The following is a 21,985-nucleotide window of genomic DNA, read 5'->3' on the forward strand; positions in this document are numbered from 1 at the left end:
ATTGATTCTCTCACTGGTTCCGATTATCTCGTCTAGAATCTGCATAAATTTTAACCGTAAGTGAAGAGTCAAAACGCTGTTGAGTTCCACTTCGGGCGTCTTTCTACGACGCCACATGATCCTTTGAGATCTTGAATTCTTCAGCTGAAACAATTTGATGCCGTCGCCGTACTTTCCTGCGAGTATTCGGGTCAATCATTTCCGTCCAACCAGATTGCGGCCATTTCTGAACTACCGTTAGGCCTCCGCTTCAACTCCGACTTATACCTCGCCTCACGAGCTTTCACATGACCTGGGTCAACTCCCTCTATCGCACGTGGGGAATTTCCAAGAGCCGCAAGTCGGCCGCGGGACGCCGGCCTCTTCGCAACCTCAACCTGACGCCGCTGGAAGACCGCGTTACCCCGGCGTTCCAAACCTGGACCGGGGCCGTGAACGCGAACTGGAGCGACGCCGGCAACTGGTCCGGGGCCATCGCCGCCGGCGACGACTTGATCTTCCCCGGCGGGGCGGCGACGCTCTCTCCGGTCAATGACTTCGCGGGCGGGACCACGTTCGCGTCGATCTCCGTCCTCGGGGCGGGGTACAACCTGTCGGGCAACGCCGTCGCCGTGACGGCGGGCCTGTCGGCGACCTACGGGGCGGGCACTTCGACGAGCACCCTGGACGTCGCCCTCGGCAACGGGGCGGTGGACGTCGCGAGCGGCGGCCGACTCGATCTCGCCGGCGACGTCAGCGGGTCGGCCGGCCTGAATCTGACGGGCGGGGGCACCCTCGGCCTGACCGGGGCGAGCACCTACACCGGTGATACCACGATCAACGCGGGCGTGCTGGATGTGGACGGCTCGATCGTAAGCCCGGTGGTCCTCGCGGGCGGCTCGTTGACCGGGTCGGGCACGCTCAACGGTGCGGGAATCAGCGGGAGCGCGGCCACAACGGTCGATCCGGGGTCCGTGGGCGGTGCAGGGATCTTGACCTACGCGAACGGAACCGGATTCACCCTCCCGTCCGCCACGACATTCCACGTCGATCTCAACGGAGTCACCGTCGGAACGGGCTACGATCAACTGAAACTCACCAACGGATCGGCCCTCTTCAACCCGAACGGCGCGGACCTGGATATCAGCCTCGGCTACCTGCCGGCCGTGAACACCAGTTTCCAAATCGTCTCCCAGGCCAAGGGGTCGCCGATCACCGGGCGGTTCAACGGCATCAGCCAGTTCGGTAGCGTGACGTCCGGACCGGTGACGTTTTCGGTCGGGTACTTCAGTTCGGGCGTGATCATCACGGTCACCGCCGTCAACGTCGCGACCCGCACCTGGACCGGCGGCGACGCGGACGACAGCCTTTGGTCCTCGCCCGACAACTGGGCCTCGGGCATCGCACCGGGCTTCGGCGACCGACTCGTGTTCGCGTCCGGGGCCGCCCGGGCGAGCAGCGTCAACGACTTCGCCGCCGGGACCACCTTCCATTCAATCGAGATCCAGTCGGCCGGGTTCAACTTCTTCGGCAACTCGATTCAACTCGTGGGCGGGGTGACTGCCACCCACGCCTCCGGGACGTCCACGATCGGAATGGACCTGGCCCTGACGGCGAACCAGACGATCAACGTGGCGGCCGGCGGGGGCCTGGTCCTGGCCGGACAGGTCTCGGGCGCGTTCGGCGTAACCAAGACCGGCGAGGGGGCCTTGGCGTACACCGGAAGCGGTGCCAACTCGTACACCGGCACGACCACCGTCAACGGCGGCACCCTCGTGCTGAACAAGACGGGCGTCAACGCCATGGGCGGCAACCTGATCGTCGGCGATGGCACGGGCGGCGAGACGGTGCAACTCGCGGGCGACGACCAGATCCCGGACGCGGCGACCGTGACCGTCAACGAGGGGGCTACGTTCGACCTGAACGGGCGGAGCGAGACGTTCGCCACGCTGGTGCTCCAGGGCACGACGGTCGCCATCGCGGCGGGGCAGACGCTCACCCTCACCTCCGGCCTAACCACGGTCATCGCCGCCAGTCACGCCGCCGCGACGATCGCGGGGCCGGGCGTACTCGACCTGGGCGGCAACCCGACCTTCGCTCTGAATAGTGACCACGACGGCTTCCACAACGGCACGATCAACGTCGATGCCGAGATCGGCGCGGTGATCCAGAACGGCGGCATCGTCAAGAGCGGATCGGGCATCGTGGGACTCTCGGGCGCGAACATTTACGCCGGCGACACGGCCGTTTACGGCGGTGCGATCCAGGTCAAGAGCGACACCGGCCTCGGAACGCCGGGCGTCACGACCGTCGCGAGCGGCGCGTCGGTCTACTTCAACGGCCCGGCTCTGGTCGTGGATGAAGAGTTCGTGATCGCCGGCACGGGGTTCATCTCCTCGGGTGCCCTCACGGTCGTCTCGGGTTCGGCCACGCTGACCGGCACCGTGACCCTGACGGGCAACAGCCAGATCGGTGCCGCCCCCGCCGCGACGTTGACGATCACCGGCGCGATCGACGACGGCGGCTCCACCTTCGACCTGACGGTCTTTCAGGGGGCCAACGGCCGCACCATTTTGAGCGGGGCCAACCTGTTCAACGGGACCGTGACCGTGAGCGGGGGGTTCCTGCGGGTCACGACCGACGACGCACTCGGCAACCCGGCCTCGGCGTCGGTCGTCAGCGTCCTCTCCGGGGCCTCGCTGGAACTCGCGGGCGGAATCACCCTCCCGGCGACCAAGACGATTGCCATATCCGGCGTCCCCGTCAGCGATTCCAGCAAGATCATGAGCCTCTCGGGCGACAACACGATCCAGGGCGACATCGGCATTACGGGCGGCAACAACGTGGCCTTCGACGTCGCCGCCGGGACGACGTTGCAAGTCGCCGGCGTCATTAGCGGCCCGCGGGACTTCGACAAGAACGGGGCCGGCACGCTGATTCTCTCGGGGGTGAACACGCACACCGGGAACGTGAACGTCGGCGACGGCACCCTGATCGTCAACGGCTCACTCGCCACCAGCAATCTCGTCTTCGTGGACGGCACCCTCGGCGGCACGGGCACACTCCCGGCCGTGACGGTCTCGGCGATCGGGACGCTCGCGCCGGGCGTCGGCCCCGGCCTCCTGAACACGGGCGACGTCTCATTCACCAACGGCACGACCTTCTCCGTCGAGCTCAACGGGACGACCGTCGGCACGCAGTACGACCAGGCGAACGTCGCCGGCACGGTCGACCTCGCCGGGGCGACGCTGACGATCGCCCTGGATGCCACGCCGCCGATCGGGACGACCTACACGATCATCAGTAACGACGGCATCGACGCGATCACCGGGACGTTCAACGGGCTGCCGGAAGGCTCGTCCCTCACCATCGGGGTTGTGACGCTCACGATCAGTTACATCGGCGGGAGCGGCAACGACGTCGTCCTGACCGTCGCCGATGTTAGCTATACCTGGACCGGTGCCGACAACGGCGACCGCGACTGGGCCAACCCCGGCAACTGGGTCGGCGGCATCGTTCCGACGGCCGGCTCGCGGCTGTTCTTCCCCGTGAATCCGGTGCGGACCGAGAGTGTTAACAGTTTCTCCCCCGGCACCGTCTTCCACTCGGTGATCATCCTGGGCTCGGGCTACGACATCTACGGCAACCCGTTCGCGGTCCAGAACGGCATTGCGACCACCTATGCCGCGGGTACGTCGTCCCTGGGCCTGGGCATCACGTTGTTGGGGGACCAGTCGGTCGACGTGGCAGCCGGCGGTACGCTCGCGGTGACCGAGGCGATCTCCGGCGCGTTTTCGCTGACCAAGGTCGGGGCCGGTGTCTTGCGGTTCGAGCACGCGAACACCTACACCGGCGGCACGACGGTCCTCGCGGGCCGGCTGGCCCTGACCGCACCGGCCGACATCGGGTCGGGCGTGTTGACGATCAATCCCGGCGCGACGCTGGACCTGCTGGGCAACGTGAACCTGGCGAACACGATCACGATCGGCGGCACGGGCGTGAGCGGCCTCGGGGCCGTCCAGAGCAGCAGTTCCACCAACACCCTCTCGGGCAACGTCACCCTCTCGGCCGACACCCTCTTCCAGACCTCGACCTCCCTCAACGTATTCGGGGCAATCGGGGGACCTTTCGGAATCTCGACCATCGGCCCGGGCACGTTCAACCTGCTGGGGACCACCGCCAACACGTACACGGGCACGACTACCGCGGGGGGCAACTTCTTCGTCGTTGCGAAAGCCCCGGGCGTGGCCGCCATCCCGGGCAACCTGGTCATTACGGCCGGTTCGACATTCGTCGCTCAATCTGATAACCAGATTGTCACCTCCGCGGCCGTCACCCTCTCGGCCGCGACGGCCACGTTCGACCTCGACGGCTTCAGCGCCACGATCGGGTCGCTGACCTTCACCGGCGGGTCGGTGACGACCGGTGCCGGCATGCTGACCCTGTCCTCGGGCGGCAGCATCACCACGAACGGGTCTTCGTCCACGGCGACCCTCAGCGGCCATCTCGCCTTCGGCGGCCCCAACAACTTCTTCCTCGTGGCACAAGGGGCCACGCCCGGCGGGGTCGATCTCGCGGTGTCGGCGGTCGTCTCGTCCATCTTCAACATCATCAAGGACGGAGCGGGCACGATGGCCCTCTCGGGGGCGAACACTTACAGCGGCGGTACGAACATCAACGCGGGCGTGCTGGCGATCAGTCAGGGCACTGGTGCAGGGACCGGCGTCGTGAACGTCCTCGGGACGGGCACCCTCGACATCTCCGGTAGCATCTCCGTCTATAACTTTCTCTTGGTCGCGTCGAGCGGCACCGCGGTCCGCAGTTCGGCCGGGGCCAACACGGTCGGCGGGAACGTCTTCCTGGCGACCAACAGCACGATCGAGGTAGCGGCCTTCAGCACCCTTCACCTCGCCACGATGGTGAACGACTTCGGCAACGGGTCCGGCCTGACCACGACCGGCACCGGGACGGTGCAACTCAGTGGGACGAACGCCTACGGCGGCGGGACGACCATCACTGCCGGCAACCTCCAGGTGTTCTCGGCCCAGGCGACCGGGACCATGGGCACGGTCGCCCTGGCCACCGGGACGACCCTCCTGGTTTCGACCCCGACATATACCCTCCCCTCCGGCGGCCTCCAACTCGCCGCGGGCAGCACCTTCGCGGTCCCGGTGGGTCTGGATGTGACGCTGAATGGCGTCCTCACCCTGACCGCTGACGCCCTGTTGAACGTCGCCTCCGCCGGCACGCTCGCGGTCACCGACGCCATCGGCGGCGCGTTCGGCCTCACCAAGACGGGTGAGGGAACGCTGACCCTGGTCGGCACCAGTTCCTACACGGGGGCGACCGTCGTGGCCGTCGGTATGCTCCGCGTCGATGGCGACATCGCGTCGAGCAGCGGGGTCGTCGTCGGCGTCGCGGGGGCGCTCAGCGGCATCGGCACCGTCGGGGCGGTCACCGTCTCCGGCGGCCTCCTCGCCCCGGGCGTCCTTTCGGGTACGCTGCACACCGGTGCCGTCACCCTCGGAAATGCCTCCACGTTCCTCACCGTCCTCGGGGGCACCACGGCCGCCACCGGTTACGGTCAACTCGTCGCGGAGGCCGTCGACCTCGGCGGGGCCTCGCTCCAGGCGATCCTGGGCATTTACACGCCGTCGCCCGGGGACACCCTCCGGATCATCGACAACGCCGGGCTGTCCGCCGTTAGTAACACCTTCGGCGGCCTGCCGGAGGGGAGCACTCTGACCCTCCTCGGCTACACCTTCCGCATCAGCTACGTGGGCGGCGACGGCAACGACGTCACCCTCACCAACATTGCCGGCACCACGACCACGGTCACGACGAGCGCCGCGACGTCGGTCTACGGGCAGCCGGTGACGTTGACGGCCGTCGTCGCTGCGGCGACCGGCACGGCGACGGGCACGGTCTCGTTCTTCGCGGGCGGAACCCTCCTGGGGACCGCGGCCGTCACGACCGTCGGCGGCTCCCAGGTGGCCACGTTCACGACGGCCGGCCTCCCGGTCGGGACGGCCGTGATCACGGCGGTGTACAACGGCACTTCGATCTACTCGGCCAGTTCTGTCACCTTGAGCGGTGGGCTAACGATCAACCCGGCGGCGACGGCGACACACGTCACCTCGACCGGCACGTCGACCTACGGCCAGGGGGTGACCTTCACGGTCCAGGTGTCGGCGGTCGCACCGGGGGCCGGCCTCCCGGCCGGCGTCGTCCGACTCTTCGACGGTGCGACCCTCATCGCCACGGGCACGGCAGACGCCTCCGGTGCTGCCACCTTCGAGATCAACACGCTCGCGGCCCTCGGGTCGCCGCACGCGATCACCGCGGTGTTCACGCCCGCCGACGGCAACTTCACCGGATCGACCTCGCCGGCGTACTCGCAGACCGTGAACAAGGCGACACTCACGGTCACCGCCACCGACCGGTCCCGCGTCTACGGCGGGACCAATCCGACACTCGCCGCCACGGTCACCGGGTTCGTGCTCGGCCAGACGCTCGCCACCAGCGGCGTCACCGGGGCCGCCGCGCTGTCCACCGCCGCCACGCCGATGAGTCCCGTCGTGGGCGGGCCGTACGCGATCACCGCGGCGGTCGGCACCCTCGCCGCCGGGAACTACGACTTCGTCTTCGTCGGCGGGCAACTCGCCGTCACCCCCGCCGTGCTCACGGTCACCGCCGACAACAAGACGCGAGCCTTCGGCGAATCGAACCCGACCCTCACGGTTACGTTCGCCGGGTTCAAGAATGGTGAGACGCTCGGCACGAGCGGCGTCACTGGCACGGCGGCCCTCTCGACGACGGCCACCCCAACCAGCGCCGTCGCCGGCAACCCGTACCCGATCACGGCGACCGGCGGCACCCTCGCCGCCGGGAACTACACGTTCGTCACCCTCAACGGCCAGTTCACGGTGACGAAGGCGACCACGGCGGCCGCGGTCACGACCTCGGGCACCCCGTCGGCCTTCGGGCAAGCGGTCACGCTGTCCGCCACCGTCGCGCGGGGCACGGCCGGGGTCGGCACCCCGACCGGATCAATCACGTTCTCCGACGGCGGCGTCCCGCTCGGCACGGTCGCCCTCACCGCCGGTGCCGCGTCCTTGACCACGACCCGACTCGGCGTGGGCGTGCACGCGATCACGGTGACTTACTCGGGCGACGCGAACTTCGTCGGCAGTGAGTCGCCCGCCGCGACACAGGTGGTGAACAATGTGGACACGACGACGGTCGTAACCACGAACGGCCCGACCGCGTTCGGCGTGCCGCAGACCCTGACGGCCGCCGTCACCGCCCCCGACGCGGCAACGCCGACCGGCACGGTCACGTTCTTCGACGGGAGCACGACGCTCGGCACCGCGGCCGTCGACGCAACCGGCGTGGCGACGCTAGTCGGGGTGAGCCTCTCCACCGGCACGCACGCGATCACCGCCGTGTACGCCGGCAACGCCACCTTAACAGACAGTACGTCGGCCGCCGTGACCTTCACCGTAAGCCCGGCGGGCACGGCCGTCGCCCTGGCCAGTTCCGCCAACCCGGTGCCGGTCACCAGGTCCGTCACGTTCACCGCGACGGTGACGAACACGGCCGCCGGTTCGTCGGCCGTCCCGACCGGGTCGGTCACGTTCCGGGCCGACGACGTCGTCATCGGCACGGTCGCCCTTACCGCCGGCGGCGCGTCCTTGACCACGGCCCTGCTCGGCGTGGGCTCGCACGCGATCACGGTTGCCTACTCGGGCGACGCAAACTTCGTTGGAAGCGTGTCGCCCGCCGCGACGCAAGTGGTGAACAGGGTGGCCACGACGACAGCCGTAGTCGGGACCGGCCCGGCCTTGTTCGGCACGCCGCAGACCCTGACGGCCGCCGTCACCGCCCCCGGCGCGGCCCCGCCGACCGGAACGGTCACATTCTTCGACGGCGGCACGGAGCTGGGCACCGCGACCGTCGACGCCGCCGGCACGGCAACCCTGGTCGGGATGAGCCTTTCCACCGGCCCGCACGCGATTACCGCTGTGTACGCCGGCGACGCGACGCTCACCGGCAGCACGTCGGCTGCCGTGACCTTCACCGTAAGCCCGGCGGGCACGGCCGTCGCCCTGGCCAGTTCCGCCAACCCGGTGCCGGTCACCAGGTCCGTCACGTTCACCGCGACGGTGACGAACACGGCCGCCGGTTCGTCGGCCGTCCCGACCGGGTCGGTCACGTTCCGGGCCGACGACGTCGTCATCGGCACGGTCGCCCTTACCGCCGGCGTGGCCACACTAACCACAACTGCCCTTCCCGCCGGCACTCCGGTCGTGTCGGCGACGTTCATGCCGACTGCCGACTTCACAGCCGGTACGGCCTCTCTGACTCAGACCATCCTCTCGCCCGTCGCGGGTGACGTGAACGGCGACCGCATCGCGGACATCGTGGTCGGTCCGGCCGGCGGGGGCCAACCGGTGACCGTCATCAGCGGGGCCGACGGGTCCGTGCTGCGGACATACCCGGTCGCCGACGGGTTCACCGGCGAAGTCCGGACGGCCTCGGCCGACGTGAACGGCGACGGCGTGGCCGACGTGGTGACCGGCACCGGCCCCGGCGTGCGGCCGATGGTCCGCGTGCTGGACGGCGTGACCGGGCGGACACTCTTCGAGGTCATGCCGTTCGAAGCCGGGTTCACCGGCGGGGTGTACGTGGCGACCGGGGACGTGACCGGCGACGGCGTCCCGGACCTGATCGTGACGCCCGACGAGGGCGGCGGCCCGGTCGTGGTCGTCTACGACGGGGCACGGATGGCCGGCGGGACCGGCGCGGCGGTCGAGATGACGCGATTCCTCGGCATCGACGACCCCGCCTTCCGCGGCGGTGCCCGGGCGGCCGTCGGAGACGTGAACGGGGACGGCGTGGCCGACGTGGTCGTGGCGGCCGGGTTCGGGGGCGGCCCGCGGGTCGCGGTGTACGACGGGCAAGGGTTTGCCGCTGCCGCCACCCGCACCCGCCTCGTCCCCGACTTCTTCGCCTTCGAGCCGGGCCTTCGCAACGGGGTGTACGTGGCCGTCGGCGACTTCAACGGCGACGGACTCGCCGACCTGGCGTTCGGCGGCGGCCCCGGCGGCGGCCCGCGGGTGCGGATTGCCGACGCCGCAACGATCCTGGCCAGCGGCGACTTCAAAGCCCTCGACGCGATCACCCTGCCGGCGGCCCAACTCGGCAACTTCTTCGTCGGCGACGCCGCCGACCGGGGCGGCGTTCGGGTGGCCGTCAAGGACCTGGACGGCGACAACCGAGCCGACCTCGTAGTGGGGTCGGGAACGGGGAGCGGGTCTCGGGTAACGGCCTATGCCGGGGCGACGATCCCTCGGAATGGCACGCCGCCCGAGTCTCTCGAATTTGACGCGTTCGACGATCTCGGCGGGGTGTTCGTCGGGTGACGGAGCTGTGAATCGGCTTAAATCTGTTCCCCGGTTGCCACCGCACCCGGTCCCGTGTTCGAGACCCGAAGATGGGACCGGGTCGCGACAAACTCTGCCGAACACCGGAGGCAATCCTTACCGCACGACGAGTCATGTGGCCCGAGCCACGTGCAAAATCCGGGGTACAATGTATAATACTGGCTGAACACGAAAATGTAGTCCCATCGCGAAGCGACTGATTGTGCTCGTCCATTACATACAAGTTCTGCCGGTGGTCCTACAATAATGTTGTGTTGTATTGTCGGATGAATTTCCAGAGTAGCCGTTCACTGTTTAGCCGGATTTCGGTGGCGACCGTATCCCATCTGGGGGCATGAAGCCCCCACCATCCCTACCTCCGGACGTGTTCGATGCTCTGCCCCCGGCGGTGCCGGCGCACCTCCGGTATCTCGAAGCCCGTCTCTCCGACCTCGAAGCCCGGTTGAACCGGTCCTCAGCGAACTCTGATCCTCCCCACGAAAAATGCACGCCGGCCTTCCTGGCCGAGGTGATTCAAGCCACCCGAGCAGGTACGGAGCCGCCCTCACTTGTCCCGCCACCAATAGCGGCTGCTTGACCAACTACACTAACATTGATGCCGACTCCATTTCGTGACAAATGCTACATGGTAATTTGAGAAGAAATAAGATTCTATCGAACTTGGAGTTTGGCTGATACGATTGCCGACCTATCATCCGTGGGAATTTAGACCGTGTCCCCCGAGGCTGCGGCGTTCGTTCGATCACTCACCGATAGGCGGAATTTGAGATGGCAGAAGGTACCGTCACGCTTGCAAGCCCCTGCTCCGAAACGCTCTCAACAACAATTCAGATGACCAGACCGCTGTCGGGTGAAAGCTCGTATTCGTCATCCGCGCCGGCCGTCGGCCCTGTCAGCCTAGTCCAAAGACCGGGGCTGACGCCCGCCTATGTGCTCCGGATCCTTCGTTACCGCTGGGGGCTTATCTCAATACTCGGCCTGATGGCTGCGGCAATCGGATTCTGGGTGAACCATCTGTTCCCCCCCGCGCAGGCCAAGTACACGACCCACGCGCTGATCCGTCTCGAACCCGCTGAAGGTCTCCCGGCGGGGACGCCTGCCCGGGCCGAGCCCCGCGACCTGCGGACGGAAGTCGAACTGGTCAAGACCCAGTTCATCCTCACGACCGCGCTCGCGCAAGGCCCCGCCGCCGATCTGCCATCCGTGCGGCGGGATCCCGCGGCGGCGCTCCAATGGCTCACGGCCGAATTGAAAGTCGAACCCGTTGGTCCACAAATTCTCCGGATCTCTCTGGTCGGATCCGACGCGGACGAGTTGCCCGTCCTCGTGAACGCGGTCAAGGACACGTACCTCCGCGAAGTGGTCGGTGCCGAACAGACCCGCCGACTCAAGCGCAAGGAGTTCCTCGAGACGGTTTACGAAGATTGCGAACGCCGGCGGACGGCCTTGACGCAGTCGGCGATGAAGGGAGAGGAAACTGGAACGGCCGACGAGCGTCTTTTGGGCGAACGGCTTTCCCTCCTTCAAAGTGAACTCTTCCGCATTGAGACGGACCTGCGTCGTTCCCAACTCGTCGTGGACGTGAATCGCGTCCAGCCAGACGCACCGGTTTCCCCGACCACCGTCGAAGAACTGGCCGAGAAGGACCCGTTGACACGCCAGCACCGTAGCAGAATCTCCCAAATCGACGTGACGATCGCCGAACAGGAGCGGACCCGGATCAACCCCGCTTCTTATGAACCGTATCGGGCCCTCGCCCGCGATCGGAAGAACCTGCTCGACGCGGTCGAGGACCGCAAGCAGACCCTGACCCAACGGTCCACGGAGTCGGCGGCGGACGGTCGTCAGAAGCGTACGGGCGAGGCCCACGCCCGTACCGTCCGATTGGAGGAGGAGCGAAAACTGATGCGCGAGTTGATCGCCCGCACGCGGGACGAATTGAAACAGTGCAAGGCGGACGCCTCCGCGCAGACGTGTCGGCAATACGCGGCCGAGCGCCTCGAGACTATTTCCAAGGACGTGTCGGACGAGTTGACGGTACTCCGGCTCGAGTTGAAGACGATCGCCCGGACGGCGTCCATTCAGGACGCGGCGGAACCGGTGGTCAAACAGCCCTCCCGACAGCATTTGCGGACCTGGCTCGCGCTGGCCGGCCCGTTCCTGCTGGTCGTGGCCGGCGTGTCGGTGTGGGAACTTTGGGCCTGGCGGATCTACGGCCCCGAGGACGTTCGAGAGGGGCTCGGGGTTCACGTCCTCGGGGTGGTCCCCCGGCTTCCGGACCGCACGCCCGCCAAGCGAGTAGCCGACGTGTGGCCGAACCCTCTGACCGACTCGGTCGATGCCGTCTGCGCGGCGTTATTGCACGCCCCCCGGTCCGGGGCCTCGCCCCAGGTGATCGAAATCACGAGCGCGGCCCCAGGTGAGGGGAAATCGACGCTCGCCCGGCACCTAGCGATTAACTTGGCCCGTGCCGGAAAGAAAACCCTGCTCCTGGACGCCGACCTGTACCGCCCCGCCGCCCACGTGGCCTTCGACCTGCCAATGGGCCCAGGGCTATGTGAGGTATTGTCCGGAGAAGTCACGCTCGCCAAAGCTATTCATCGCTCGCCGGCGGACAACGTGTTTGTCCTCACCGCGGGCACGGCGACCGCGGGGGCGTTCCGGGAGATTGCTCGGGGAGCAATCGGCGGGATTCTCGGCGACTTGCGAACGGAGTTCGATGCCATCGTTATCGACACCAGCCCGGTCCTCGCCACTGTTCAGCCGCTCCAGGTCGGGCGGTACGCCGACGCCGTCGTTCTGTGTAGCCTCTCCGCCGTCAGCCGCTCGGCCCTCCTCGTCGAGGCCATCCGCCGGCTGTCCGATCTCGGCATTCCGGTCGCCGGGGTGGTGGTAAACGGGGCCGAAGAGGTGGGCCGGTACAAGTACTACTCCCGCAGCGGGTGCCCCACTCCGCCGGCCGCGTCCCCCATCAGTTAATCGGCACGTCCCTTGTTCAGCATCCGGAAATCGCCGCCACCCAACAGGCCGGCGACCTGGCGTCACGCCCTCACAAACGAGAAACTCCATGAACCAGTACCGCGATACGGCTACGGTCTCTCTGGTCGGCCGGACAGAAAGTCTGGGAGCGACCGACCTTCCCCGAAAAGGCCCCCTCGCCCGACTCAAACGAGCCCTCGTCTACGTTCCGACGGTCTTTCTGATCGTGCTGACCGCCCCGGTGACGTTGCTCGCCGTCGTCCTCGTCAAACTCACGTCGCCGGGGCCGGCCTTCTACACGCAAGTCCGCCTCGGGCGTAACGGGGTGCCGTTTCGGATCTACAAAATCCGCACCATGCACGTCGACTGCGAGCGAGACACCGGGCCGGTGTGGGCGACCCGCTACGACCCGCGGGCGTTCCGCGTCGGCCGCATTCTTCGCGTGCTCCACCTCGACGAGTTGCCCCAGCTGATGAACGTGCTGCGGGGCGATATGGCGTTCGTCGGCCCCCGGCCCGAGCGGCCGATGATCGCCGCCCAACTCCAAGAGTCGATCCCCGGATACCAGGACCGCCTGTGTGTGCGACCGGGGCTGACCGGCCTCGCACAGGTCCAGTTCCCGGGCGATCAGGACCTCGGGTCGGTCTGTCAGAAACTGTTCGCCGATCTCTTGTACATCCGGGCCGCCGGACCGGTTCTCGACCTGCGCATCCTGATTGCCACGGTCTTTTACTTGCTCCACCTCCCGCTCTCCTGGCGACTCCGAACTCTCGGTTCCATCGCGGAACGGTCTCACCTCATCGACCCCACCCCGGGGAGCACCTGGGACAGTCTTGCGGCAGTCTACCGGATTCCCCAGAAGCCGGACCGAATCCTCGCCGTGCAAGGCCTCCGAGGCGTCGCCGCATCCCTGGTGTTCCTGGCCCACTTCCTGACCCTGTTCGGCGTGTACCTGGGCTCGGCGGCCGGCGGTCTCGCAGCCCAGGCGGTGGATACCATGGCCCGGCACGGCACCGACCTGTTCCTGATGATCAGCGGCTATCTGATCTACGGGATGTGCGTCCGACGGCAGCTCGACTACGGCCGCTTTCTCAATGACCGATTCTGGCGGATCTACCCGACGTTCCTGTGCGTGTTCGGACTGTACTTGGGTCTGTCGCTGGCCTTCCCCGGGGAGTCCAAGGTTCCCGCCGAACCAGCAGCGGCCGTCGCGTACCTCCTGGAGAATCTGGCCCTCCTGCCGGGCCTCACGGGCACCCCGCCGCTGATCGTCGTGACCTGGACGCTCGGGTACGAACTGCTCTTGTACGTCACCCTGCCGTTGGCCATCCACCTCACCGGGATGCGGAACTGGACGTCCCCGCAGCGGGTCGCAGTTCTCGCCGCGGTGTGGGGATGCTACCTCGTGTATTGCGTGACGTTGTCGCCGGCTCATGCCCGGTTCGCCGTCTACATCGCGGCCTTCCTGGCGTACGAATTCGTCCGCGGGCGACGCGGGCGGCTTTCGGCCGGCGGGGAAGCGGTCGCGATGACTGCCGTCGCCGCGGGGGTTGGGGGCGCTGTTCTGCTCCGCGCGGGGATCGTCTCATCTCCAGACCTGCCGGGCATGGCCGTCGGGTTTCGGGTCGTGGCGGTGAGCGCGGCCGTCATGGGAGTTGCGTACTGCTGTTTCGGCGGCGACGGGCGGTGCAGTCGGGCGTTCTCGTGGTCGCCGCTGCGGTGGCTCGGGAATATGAGTTATTCGTTCTACCTGACCCACGGGTTGGTATTGAAAGCGTTGGCGTTAGCCGCAACGGTCCTGGTGCCCGCCGAATTCCGCGGCCCGTGGCTCTTCTGGGCCGCCCTTCCGGTGTGCTACTTCGGTGCGGTCGCGACCTCGACCGCCCTGTTCGTCGGGGTGGAGAAGCGTCTGTCGTTCTCGCTCCGGTCCGACCCGGCGGTACCGCATGACGATCGCACGTGCCCGGACGTTACCGTTGACCCCGCAGACACCGTTTTGGACATTGACGCGAGTCAGCGAACCGCAAGAATGACCGAGGGAAATCCTGCGTTCCGGTGATTATTGAATCAGTTCGGTCAGGTCGATCGGAACTGAGACGCGAAGGGTCGGCGGGATGTGACCGGCGTTCGCGAACTGTTCGAGGCGGTACTTGAGCGGGAGGGTGATTGCGTTCCCGTGCCGGAGTAAGAAGGTGCCGCTTGTGCTAAAGAGGTCTTCATCCAGGACCATCCCGACCTCAAGGGCGGCAACAGGGAGGACCCGACTTTGAGGTCGGGTGGCGTTTCGGACGAGTTGATCCAGCGCGTCCAGGAGGGCGGGGTCGTACCTCCCGGCGTCCATCCGAAGGTGTTCGACGACCTGGGCCTTCGGAATGCCCCGCGTCAGAAGGATGTCAAAGTCCCGCGAGACCCGGAGAAGCCGCGAGCCGAGCGGGAGAGAATCGAACTTGCCGTTGACCGTGGCGATGTCGTACCGAGTCCCGATGTGGGCGATGACCTGGATCACCCGTTCGAGACGGGGGATACGGCCGATCAGTTCGACCGCGATCGTCGGTGCGGCGTTAAGTTGGAGTTGCTCGTCCGACGTCAAGTCCTTGCCGCGGTCGGCGAGGGTCAAGACCCGCTCCGGAACCGCCACGTACCCGAGTTGAGCCAGGATGGCCGCGACCTCCACTTCCCAGCCGATGGGCGTGTTCAGGACGGCCGCGATTTCGAGAGCCAACTTCTGCACTCGTAACGCCCGGCCGAACGCCGCGGGGTTCACGAGCGCGAGGACCTCGCCCAGAACCTGCACGCTGCCCTTGAGGGTGCGGTCGAGCAACTCCCGCTCGGCCGTGACAAGCCGGTACTGGGTGAGGGCGTCGGTGAGTGATCGGGCCAGCGTCATGGCGTCGCATGGCTTGCTGAGAAAACGGAACAGGCCGCCGCGGTTGACGGCGTCGATGGCGCTCTCCACGTCGGCATTGCCGGTCAGGAGCATGCGAACGGATTCCGGTTGACGGACCCGCACCTCCGAAAGGAACTGAACGCCGTTCATCCCCGGCATCCGCATGTCGGACACGATCACCGCGAACGGCCCGTCCGCCGCCAACATGCCGAGGGCCTGTTCGCCCCCCGGGGCGGTGTGGACGGCGAACCGCTTCCGCAGTTGCCGCTCGTACCCGGCTAGGACGTTCGGCTCGTCGTCGACGAACAAGATTTTTTCAGACACGTGACACTCCTGAGGGTCGTCGTGCGTCGGCACGATGCCCTAGTTTTTCCAGGCCGGCAGGCGAACGACGAAGGTCGTGCCCCGGCCGATTTCCGACTCGAACCCAATCGTCCCGCCGTGACGGTTGACGACCACGGCGTGCGCCAGGGCCAGGCCTTGACCCGTTCCCTGTCCGATGGGCTTGGTGGTGAAGAAGGGGTCGAATACGCGGCCGCGGATCTCGCGGGCGATCCCGCAGCCGGTGTCGGTTACCCGAGCCTCGACATCGTCCCCGTCCCGTCTCGTGGACAAGGTAATCGTTCCCTTTTCCGGCCGCCCTGTCGAACCGATGGCGTGGGCGGCGTTGACGACCAGGTTAATGAAGACCTGGTTCAACTCCCCCGGCAACCCGCGGACCGGAGGGAGGTCGAGCGAAAAGTCGGTCTTCAAGTCGGCGTGGTATTTCCACTCGCCCCGGGCGACGGCGATCACCGTCTCCAGGACGGCGTTCAGATCGACCGCGACCTTCTCCTCGGTGCCGGGGTGGGCGAACTCCCGCATTGCCTTGACAAGCCGAGACACGTGCCGCACCCCCTCCAGGGTCTGCGCGATGGCCAGCGGCACTTCCTCCAACATCTCTTTCAGGTCACTCCCGTCCGCGGGTACGTCCCGGCCTCGCGAGAGTTGCTCGGCGAGCGACTGAAACGCCTCACCCAGGAAGGCGGTGTTGTCGCCAATGTACTGGATAGGGGTGTTGATCTCGTGCGCCATCCCGGCCGCCAGTTGACCGATCGACTCTAACTTCTGCGCCTGTCGCAATTGCTGTTCCAGGGCGTGTCGACCCGTGGCGTCCGACTGGACGGCGACGAAGTTGGTAAGACGGCCGGCGTCGTCGTGGACGGGCGAGAAGGACAACTCGTTCCAGAACGGCGTCCGGTCCTTTCGGTAGTTCAGGACCTCGACGGTACACGGCCTGACTGCTCGGATCGCGTTCCGAATTTGGGAAAGGGCTTCAGGGGCCGTGTCCGGCCCTTGAAGGAAACGGCAATTTCGTCCCACCACCTCGGCCGACGAGTACCCGGTCAGTCGCACGAAGCCGGGGCTTACGTAAATGATCGGGTTGTCCGGGTGGAGGGCGTCGGTAATGACGATGCCCTGCGTCGCGGCGCCCACCGCCCGGTCTCGCAATCGGAGCGATTCCTCGACTAGGACCTGGGCCGTCACGTCGAGGGCGAGTGTGAGATAGGCCTTCCGGCCGGCGAACTCGATCGGGTTGTCCGCCACCTCCATGTCGTGGACAATCCCGTTCGCCATCCGGTGCCGCCGGAGAACGCGGCCTACGCCTCGTGGAACCGCGTGGCCCTCAAGAGCTTCTACCGACGCGACCGTGCGGGTCAGGAACTGTTCGCGGGTGTACCCGTACTGCCGCACCGCCGTGTCGTTGACGGCCAGGAACCGACGGTCGGCCGCGTCGGAGACCCACATCGAATGGGGGTTCGCCTCGAACAACTGGCGGTATCGCTCCTCGCTCGCCTGCAACGCGGACTCGGTCCGCCGCCGGTCCGAGACGATCAACTGGTACTGGTCGACCGCGGCCGCGACAGCCGCCGTAAACGTCGCGTTCGTGAGCGGCTTTGTCAGAAAGCGGAAGACGTGCCCGTCATTGACTGCCTGCACGGCGTGGGCCAACTCGGTCTGTCCCGTCGCCAGAATCCGCACCGTGTCCGGGTATCGTTCCCGCACGGTCGCGAGTAACTTGACCCCCGACAGGCCGGGCATGTTCAGGTCCGAGACGATGACCGCAACCGGGCCCAGCTTTTCGAGTATTGACAGGGCCGCCCGGCCGTCCCCGGCCGTGACCATGAAATACTTCGCGTTCAGGAAGACGCGGTAGGCCTCAAGGACCTCGGGCTCGTCATCGACACACAAGACGATCGGCGTCACGCGGGCCTCCTCAATGTCTGGACGTCGTCCGATTGGCAACTGACGGTCACTTCGTGATAAAGCTTCGGGCTCGTGCGGGATCAGCGATCCCCGATGCTCTCGGCCAATTTGGCGATCGCGTCGGACTCGATTTGACGAATGCGTTCTCGCGACAGGCCGAACTGCACGCCGACTTGCTTGCAGGTCTTTGGCCCATCACCGTCGAAGCCGAACCGCATCCGGAGAACGGCGGCCTCTCGCGGTTCCATCTTGTCCAGCAATTCCATCAGTCGCCCGATGTCGATCACCTCGGTCATCAACGCCTCGGGTGTCCGGAGACGCGAATCCATCACCGTCTCGGCAATGCCCGGTGAACCCTCGCCGGGCTCGGACGGCAAGCCCCTGGAAACGCGGATGGCCTCGGCGAGAATCCTCGACTGCCTCTCGGACAAGCCCAACCGTCCGGTTACCTCTTCGTGTGTCGGCAACCGCCCAAACTCGACGGTTAAATCGCCCTTCGCACGGGCCCACTTGAAGTGCAGTTGCGTCATGTACACTGGGATGCGAACGATCTTGGCCGCATTCACGATACCCCGGCGGATACTCTGGTTGATCCAGAAGGTCGCGTACGTCGAAAACCGCGTGTTCATCGACGGATCGTATCCCTCCACCGCACGCATGAGGCCCAGATTCCCTTCAGACACGAGGTCCTCAATCGGCACCCCCCGGCCGGTGTAGCTGAGTGCGATGTTGACGACCAATCGCAAGTTCGCCCGAATCATCCGGTCGCGCGCGGCCTCGTTCCCGGCCACGACGCCGGCAGCGGTCTCCTTCTCGTCGGAGGTCGTCATGAGTGGCGTGCGGTTGATTTCCGCCAAGTACGTGCGAAAAGACTCGGGGACGTGTCGGGCTGTACCCATGACGATCCTGGTGAGTAATAGAAGGTCGGGAGGTCGTCACAACGGCACCGGCACGGGGGTTGGTCCCGCGACAATCTCAAACGATGCCAGAACAACTTCGGGATCAAGCCCGCCCCCGAGGGCATCGGCCGTCATGACATCCCGGCACTGCTGGCGCGACATCGGGCGTCGATACGGGCGGTCGCTCGCCAAGGCGTCGTACACATCGGCGACCGCCAGGATCCGGACCAGGAGGGGGATCGAGTGGCCGATCAAGCCGTCCGGGTATCCCTTGCCGTCCATCCGTTCGTGGTGCCATCGGATCAGCGGCAGGACATCTCGGGCGGAGCGGAGCGGCTCGACAATCCTGGCCCCGTCGGCCGGATGCCGCCGGACGACATCAAACTCTTCATCCGTCAGCCGCCCGGGCTTATTGAGGATGGCGTCGGGGATACTGATTTTTCCGATGTCGTGGAGGATTGCGCCGCGACGGAGGACGTCCAGTTCGGTCGAATCGAGTCCGATCCGTTCGGCCAGTGAGGTCGCGTATCGGGCCACGCGGTCCGAGTGGCCGTGAGTGTGGGGTGACTTCCCCTCAATCACACGGGCCAACGTGTACACGACCGACTCGGCCGAGTCGAGCGCCTCGACGAGTTCCTGCCGCCGCAACAAAGAGCGGCAACGGGCGGTAATCTCGAACGTCTGGAACGGCTTGGTCAGGAACTCGTCCGCACCGAGGTTCCACGCCCGCAATCGGGCATCGGCAGACTCAGTGCCGGTCAACACCAGGATCGGAAGGAGGCAGGTTTCCGAAGCGAGTTTGAGTTGGCGGCAGACCTCGAATCCGCCGACATGGGGTATGTCGATGTCCAGGATCACCAGGTCGGGGCGATGTTCGGCGACCCGGTCCAACGCGATCCGGCCGTCCGCCGCGACCACGACTTGATAGCCTTCATCCTCCAAGACGATCCGGAGAAGTTTCGAGATCGACGGGTCGTCGTCTACGACCAAAACGGAACGGCGGAGTGGTTGCTGGATCGTCATTCGGCCGCTCGGGTGAAATCGGTGTTCCCCACGATTAATAAGCCTGGCGAGGAAGATGCCGAACAAAGGCGAATATCGGAATTGATCGTTTGCAACGGAGAATCTAACAACTCTCGGACCTTGAACCCCAGGGCAAGAGGAGAGAATGGCTTGGAGAGGAAGCTCACCCTTCCATCCACAATGCCGTGCGGCATCCCCGCGTCTTCGGGACAGCCGGAAAGGAATAAAGTGCGTACCTCGGGATAAAGCTTTATCAGCGTCTCGGCGATCGCTCGTCCGCCCAGACCGGGCATGATGATGTCCGTGATGAGCAGGTGAATCGGCCCGTCGTGCCGGGTCGAGACCCGGATCGCCTCGTCGCCGTCGGCCGCGTCCAGCACCGTATACCCACACTCGACCAAAACGCGTCGGATCAAACCCCTCACGCCTGCGTCGTCTTCGGCGAGGAGAAGCGTCTCCGAGCCCGGTGGTGGGAATTCCAGTCTGGATCGGACGAGCGGCATTCCGTCCACGTGCTTCGTGCGGGGCAGATACACTTCGAATTTGGTTCCGACCCCGACCTCACTGGTCACCGCGATGTGCCCGCCGAGCTGCTTGACGATCCGGTGCACGGTGGCGAGCTCTAGGGCGTGTTGACGAGCAGCAGTCTTTTGGGCTAAGAGTTTAGGCCGATCCTGATCATCCCTGAGGCACGACGCCATGCGGTACCTGCTCACGGACGGGCACTGGGCCATCCTCGAACCGCTGGTCGCCCAGGCGAAGCAGTTCACCGGTGGCCAACCGCCCCGATTGCCGGATCGGCTGTTCTTCGAGGCCATCCTGTACTGGGCCCGCACGGGCGTCCCGTGGCGGGACCTGCCGGGCGAGTTCGGGGCCTGGGATGCGGTGTACAACCGGTTCGGCCGGTGGGTTCGTTCGGGCAGCCTGCGGCGGCTGTTCGAACTCCTGACCGCCAACCCCGACCTCGGCGACGTCCGGCGCATCCTCATCGACTCCACGGTCGTCCGCGCCCACCAGCACGCGGCCGGGGCCCGGCGGAAGAAAAAAAGATCGGGCCGGCACGAAGTGCTCGCCGTGAGGGTCTTGGCCGCAGCCGGGGTGTCGGGCCGTGTGACGTCGGTGATTAGCAAGCCCTGGGGAACCGCGTGAATAGCCCGGTCTCGCAGCAGCAAGGATTGTTCCGCAATACGGCGTGAGGTCACGTCCTGGGCGACTGAGAGAATTCCCTGGAAGACACCGTCAGGGCTGAACAGCGGGGTATTGTGCCATTCGCAGAAGACGACCCGACCGTCATTGGCAACATTCTCGGACGTCCCACAGGTACTCGTATCTCCAGCCCTCAACCGTGTGAAGATGTCCGCCATCGCGGATTGAAAGTGTGGCGGCACGATGAGATCGAAAGGGTGCTTTCCAAGGACTTGCGCTTCGGAATACCCAAAGATTCGTTCGGCCGCAGCGTTCCACCGGGTGCACCGGAAGTCCGCGTCAGTCACGATGTACGCCAGGGGCAACTGTTCGACTTGGAAGTTCAGTTGGGCCAGCACTTCCCCCCCGTCGAATTCACTTGGCATCAGTTCGGTCACGTGCTATTACCCCTTGTCAGCTGCGAATTTTCCAGATGCACGCCTTCGTGCGCTTGGCCGTTATTCTTGAAGGTCACCGTCGACCACAGCCCGATCGCCGTGAGGGTCGGATCCGGCGAACCGAACTCGAAAGTATCAAGACTCGAGGCGTCTCTTCACAGCGTCAGAAACTGTCGGAAGAAGGCATCCGGAACGACGAGAGTGCGCCCGGCGCGACCCATATCGCGTTCCTTGAAGCAACCCATGATCACACGGATCTAAAGACTCCTAGCCCCTGACACATGCTGCCGTGAGTATTCGCATTCAATTCTTAAACTGAGAAGGCGGAGGGCAAGCCTCGACAGCAAGGAATGTCGCGAAAGGATTGGCTGGTTGATCAGGTTGATATTCCCAACCCTAAATATTTATAGCAAATGAATCGAGCCGGCATTACAATTCACTATGCTATCACTCCGGCGGAGAATATTCTGATTAAAATCAAAATTTAGCTGCGATTGATCGACAGGGCAATTATTATTCCGAATCGACCTCTGCCCAATTCAATTGAAATCATCTCATAACGACCAGAACGGTTTGATTCCGCTCAAGCTCATTTGGTGACGAATCGGACCACAAGCAGGGATTGAAAGCCAACTTGGTGAAGTGGTTGGTTAGCCCGCGCACGTTCGCACAGGATCATATCGAGTCGGCCACGCGATTTTGATCTGCAAATCACGGGATCCAACCCCCTATTACAGGTGCCGGAGCGTGATCTCCAGACCCTTTGAATCACCGTACACTCTGAGGGTGTCGGGTCTGGTAGAATGCTACAGGTCATACATTTGAGGCTCGGTGCGTATTCATCCGCCCGGCCAAGAGACGAGTTGGCTAAACTCTACACATTTGTCGAAATTCTCCTCGGCTATAATGATCTGTAGTCTAAGTAGTACCTTGATTAGGGCG

Annotated in this window: 9 protein-coding genes and 1 pseudogene; 4 read left to right on the forward strand and 6 right to left on the reverse strand. The window is 65.5% G+C overall.

Features of this window, described 5'->3' with window-relative positions; genetic code table 11:
- Positions 1-287 precede the first annotated feature (287 nt).
- The 3 genes from PX52LOC_RS18620 (at position 288) to PX52LOC_RS18630 (ending at position 14,463) form a co-directional block, all read left to right on the forward strand.
- On the forward strand, positions 288-9,404 hold the full coding sequence (locus PX52LOC_RS18620) for an Ig-like domain repeat protein (RefSeq protein WP_149111510.1): 9,117 nt from the start codon (positions 288-290) through the stop codon (positions 9,402-9,404).
- Positions 9,405-10,406: 1,002 nt separating this feature from the next.
- Positions 10,407-12,404: a tyrosine-protein kinase family protein gene (locus PX52LOC_RS18625; RefSeq protein ID WP_168219087.1), complete on the forward strand. Its 1,998-nt coding sequence runs from the start codon at positions 10,407-10,409 to the stop codon at positions 12,402-12,404.
- A gap of 88 nt (positions 12,405-12,492) precedes the next feature.
- Positions 12,493-14,463 carry a sugar transferase gene (locus tag PX52LOC_RS18630; protein ID WP_149111512.1) on the forward strand — a complete coding sequence of 657 codons (1,971 nt, stop codon included), beginning with the start codon at positions 12,493-12,495 and terminating at the stop codon, positions 14,461-14,463.
- Here PX52LOC_RS18630 and PX52LOC_RS18635 read toward each other — a convergent pair whose 3' ends face one another.
- From PX52LOC_RS18635 to PX52LOC_RS18655, 5 genes are all read right to left on the reverse strand, one after another.
- Complete coding sequence (locus tag PX52LOC_RS18635; protein WP_168219088.1) at positions 14,464-15,615, reverse strand: HD domain-containing phosphohydrolase; 1,152 nt, start codon at positions 15,613-15,615, stop codon at positions 14,464-14,466. It abuts the gene before it with no gap.
- 39 nt (positions 15,616-15,654) lie between these two features.
- Positions 15,655-17,538: a PAS domain-containing protein gene (locus PX52LOC_RS18640; protein WP_149111514.1), complete on the reverse strand. Its 1,884-nt coding sequence runs from the start codon at positions 17,536-17,538 to the stop codon at positions 15,655-15,657.
- Between the two features lie 80 nt (positions 17,539-17,618).
- Positions 17,619-18,437 (reverse strand): sigma-70 family RNA polymerase sigma factor, encoded by an 819-nt coding sequence (locus PX52LOC_RS18645; protein ID WP_149111515.1) that lies wholly within the window; start codon positions 18,435-18,437, stop codon positions 17,619-17,621.
- Between the two features lie 36 nt (positions 18,438-18,473).
- Complete coding sequence (locus tag PX52LOC_RS18650) at positions 18,474-19,460, reverse strand: HD-GYP domain-containing protein (protein WP_149111516.1); 987 nt, start codon at positions 19,458-19,460, stop codon at positions 18,474-18,476.
- Positions 19,457-20,071, reverse strand: a complete 615-nt coding sequence (locus PX52LOC_RS18655; protein WP_246173760.1) for a response regulator — start codon at positions 20,069-20,071, stop codon at positions 19,457-19,459. The genes PX52LOC_RS18650 and PX52LOC_RS18655 overlap by 4 nt, the downstream gene beginning before the upstream one ends.
- Before the next feature lie 88 nt (positions 20,072-20,159).
- Here PX52LOC_RS18655 and PX52LOC_RS18660 point away from each other — a divergent pair, with 88 nt between their 5' ends.
- Positions 20,160-20,609 (forward strand): IS5 family transposase, encoded by a 450-nt coding sequence (locus PX52LOC_RS18660; RefSeq protein WP_149111517.1) that lies wholly within the window; start codon positions 20,160-20,162, stop codon positions 20,607-20,609.
- 32 nt (positions 20,610-20,641) lie between these two features.
- Here PX52LOC_RS18660 and PX52LOC_RS43950 read toward each other — a convergent pair.
- Positions 20,642-21,031 (reverse strand): annotated as a pseudogene (locus tag PX52LOC_RS43950) (PAS domain-containing protein); the annotation flags it as partial.
- Positions 21,032-21,985 lie beyond the last annotated feature (954 nt).

Source organism: Limnoglobus roseus, assembly GCF_008254045.1.
GTDB lineage: Bacteria > Planctomycetota > Planctomycetia > Gemmatales > Gemmataceae > Limnoglobus > Limnoglobus roseus.

Bases quoted from the DNA above. Each gene is read 5' to 3' on its own strand.
- PX52LOC_RS18620 (WP_149111510.1), top strand. From the start codon at position 288: ATGACCTGGGTCAACTCCCTCTATCGCACGTGGGGAATTTCCAAGAGC.
- PX52LOC_RS18625 (WP_168219087.1), top strand. From the start codon at position 10,407: ATGGCTGCGGCAATCGGATTCTGGGTGAACCATCTGTTCCCCCCCGCG.
- PX52LOC_RS18630 (WP_149111512.1), top strand. From the start codon at position 12,493: ATGAACCAGTACCGCGATACGGCTACGGTCTCTCTGGTCGGCCGGACA.
- PX52LOC_RS18645 (WP_149111515.1), bottom strand. From the start codon at position 18,437: ATGGGTACAGCCCGACACGTCCCCGAGTCTTTTCGCACGTACTTGGCG.
- PX52LOC_RS18650 (WP_149111516.1), bottom strand. From the start codon at position 19,460: ATGACGATCCAGCAACCACTCCGCCGTTCCGTTTTGGTCGTAGACGAC.
- PX52LOC_RS18660 (WP_149111517.1), top strand. From the start codon at position 20,160: ATGCGGTACCTGCTCACGGACGGGCACTGGGCCATCCTCGAACCGCTG.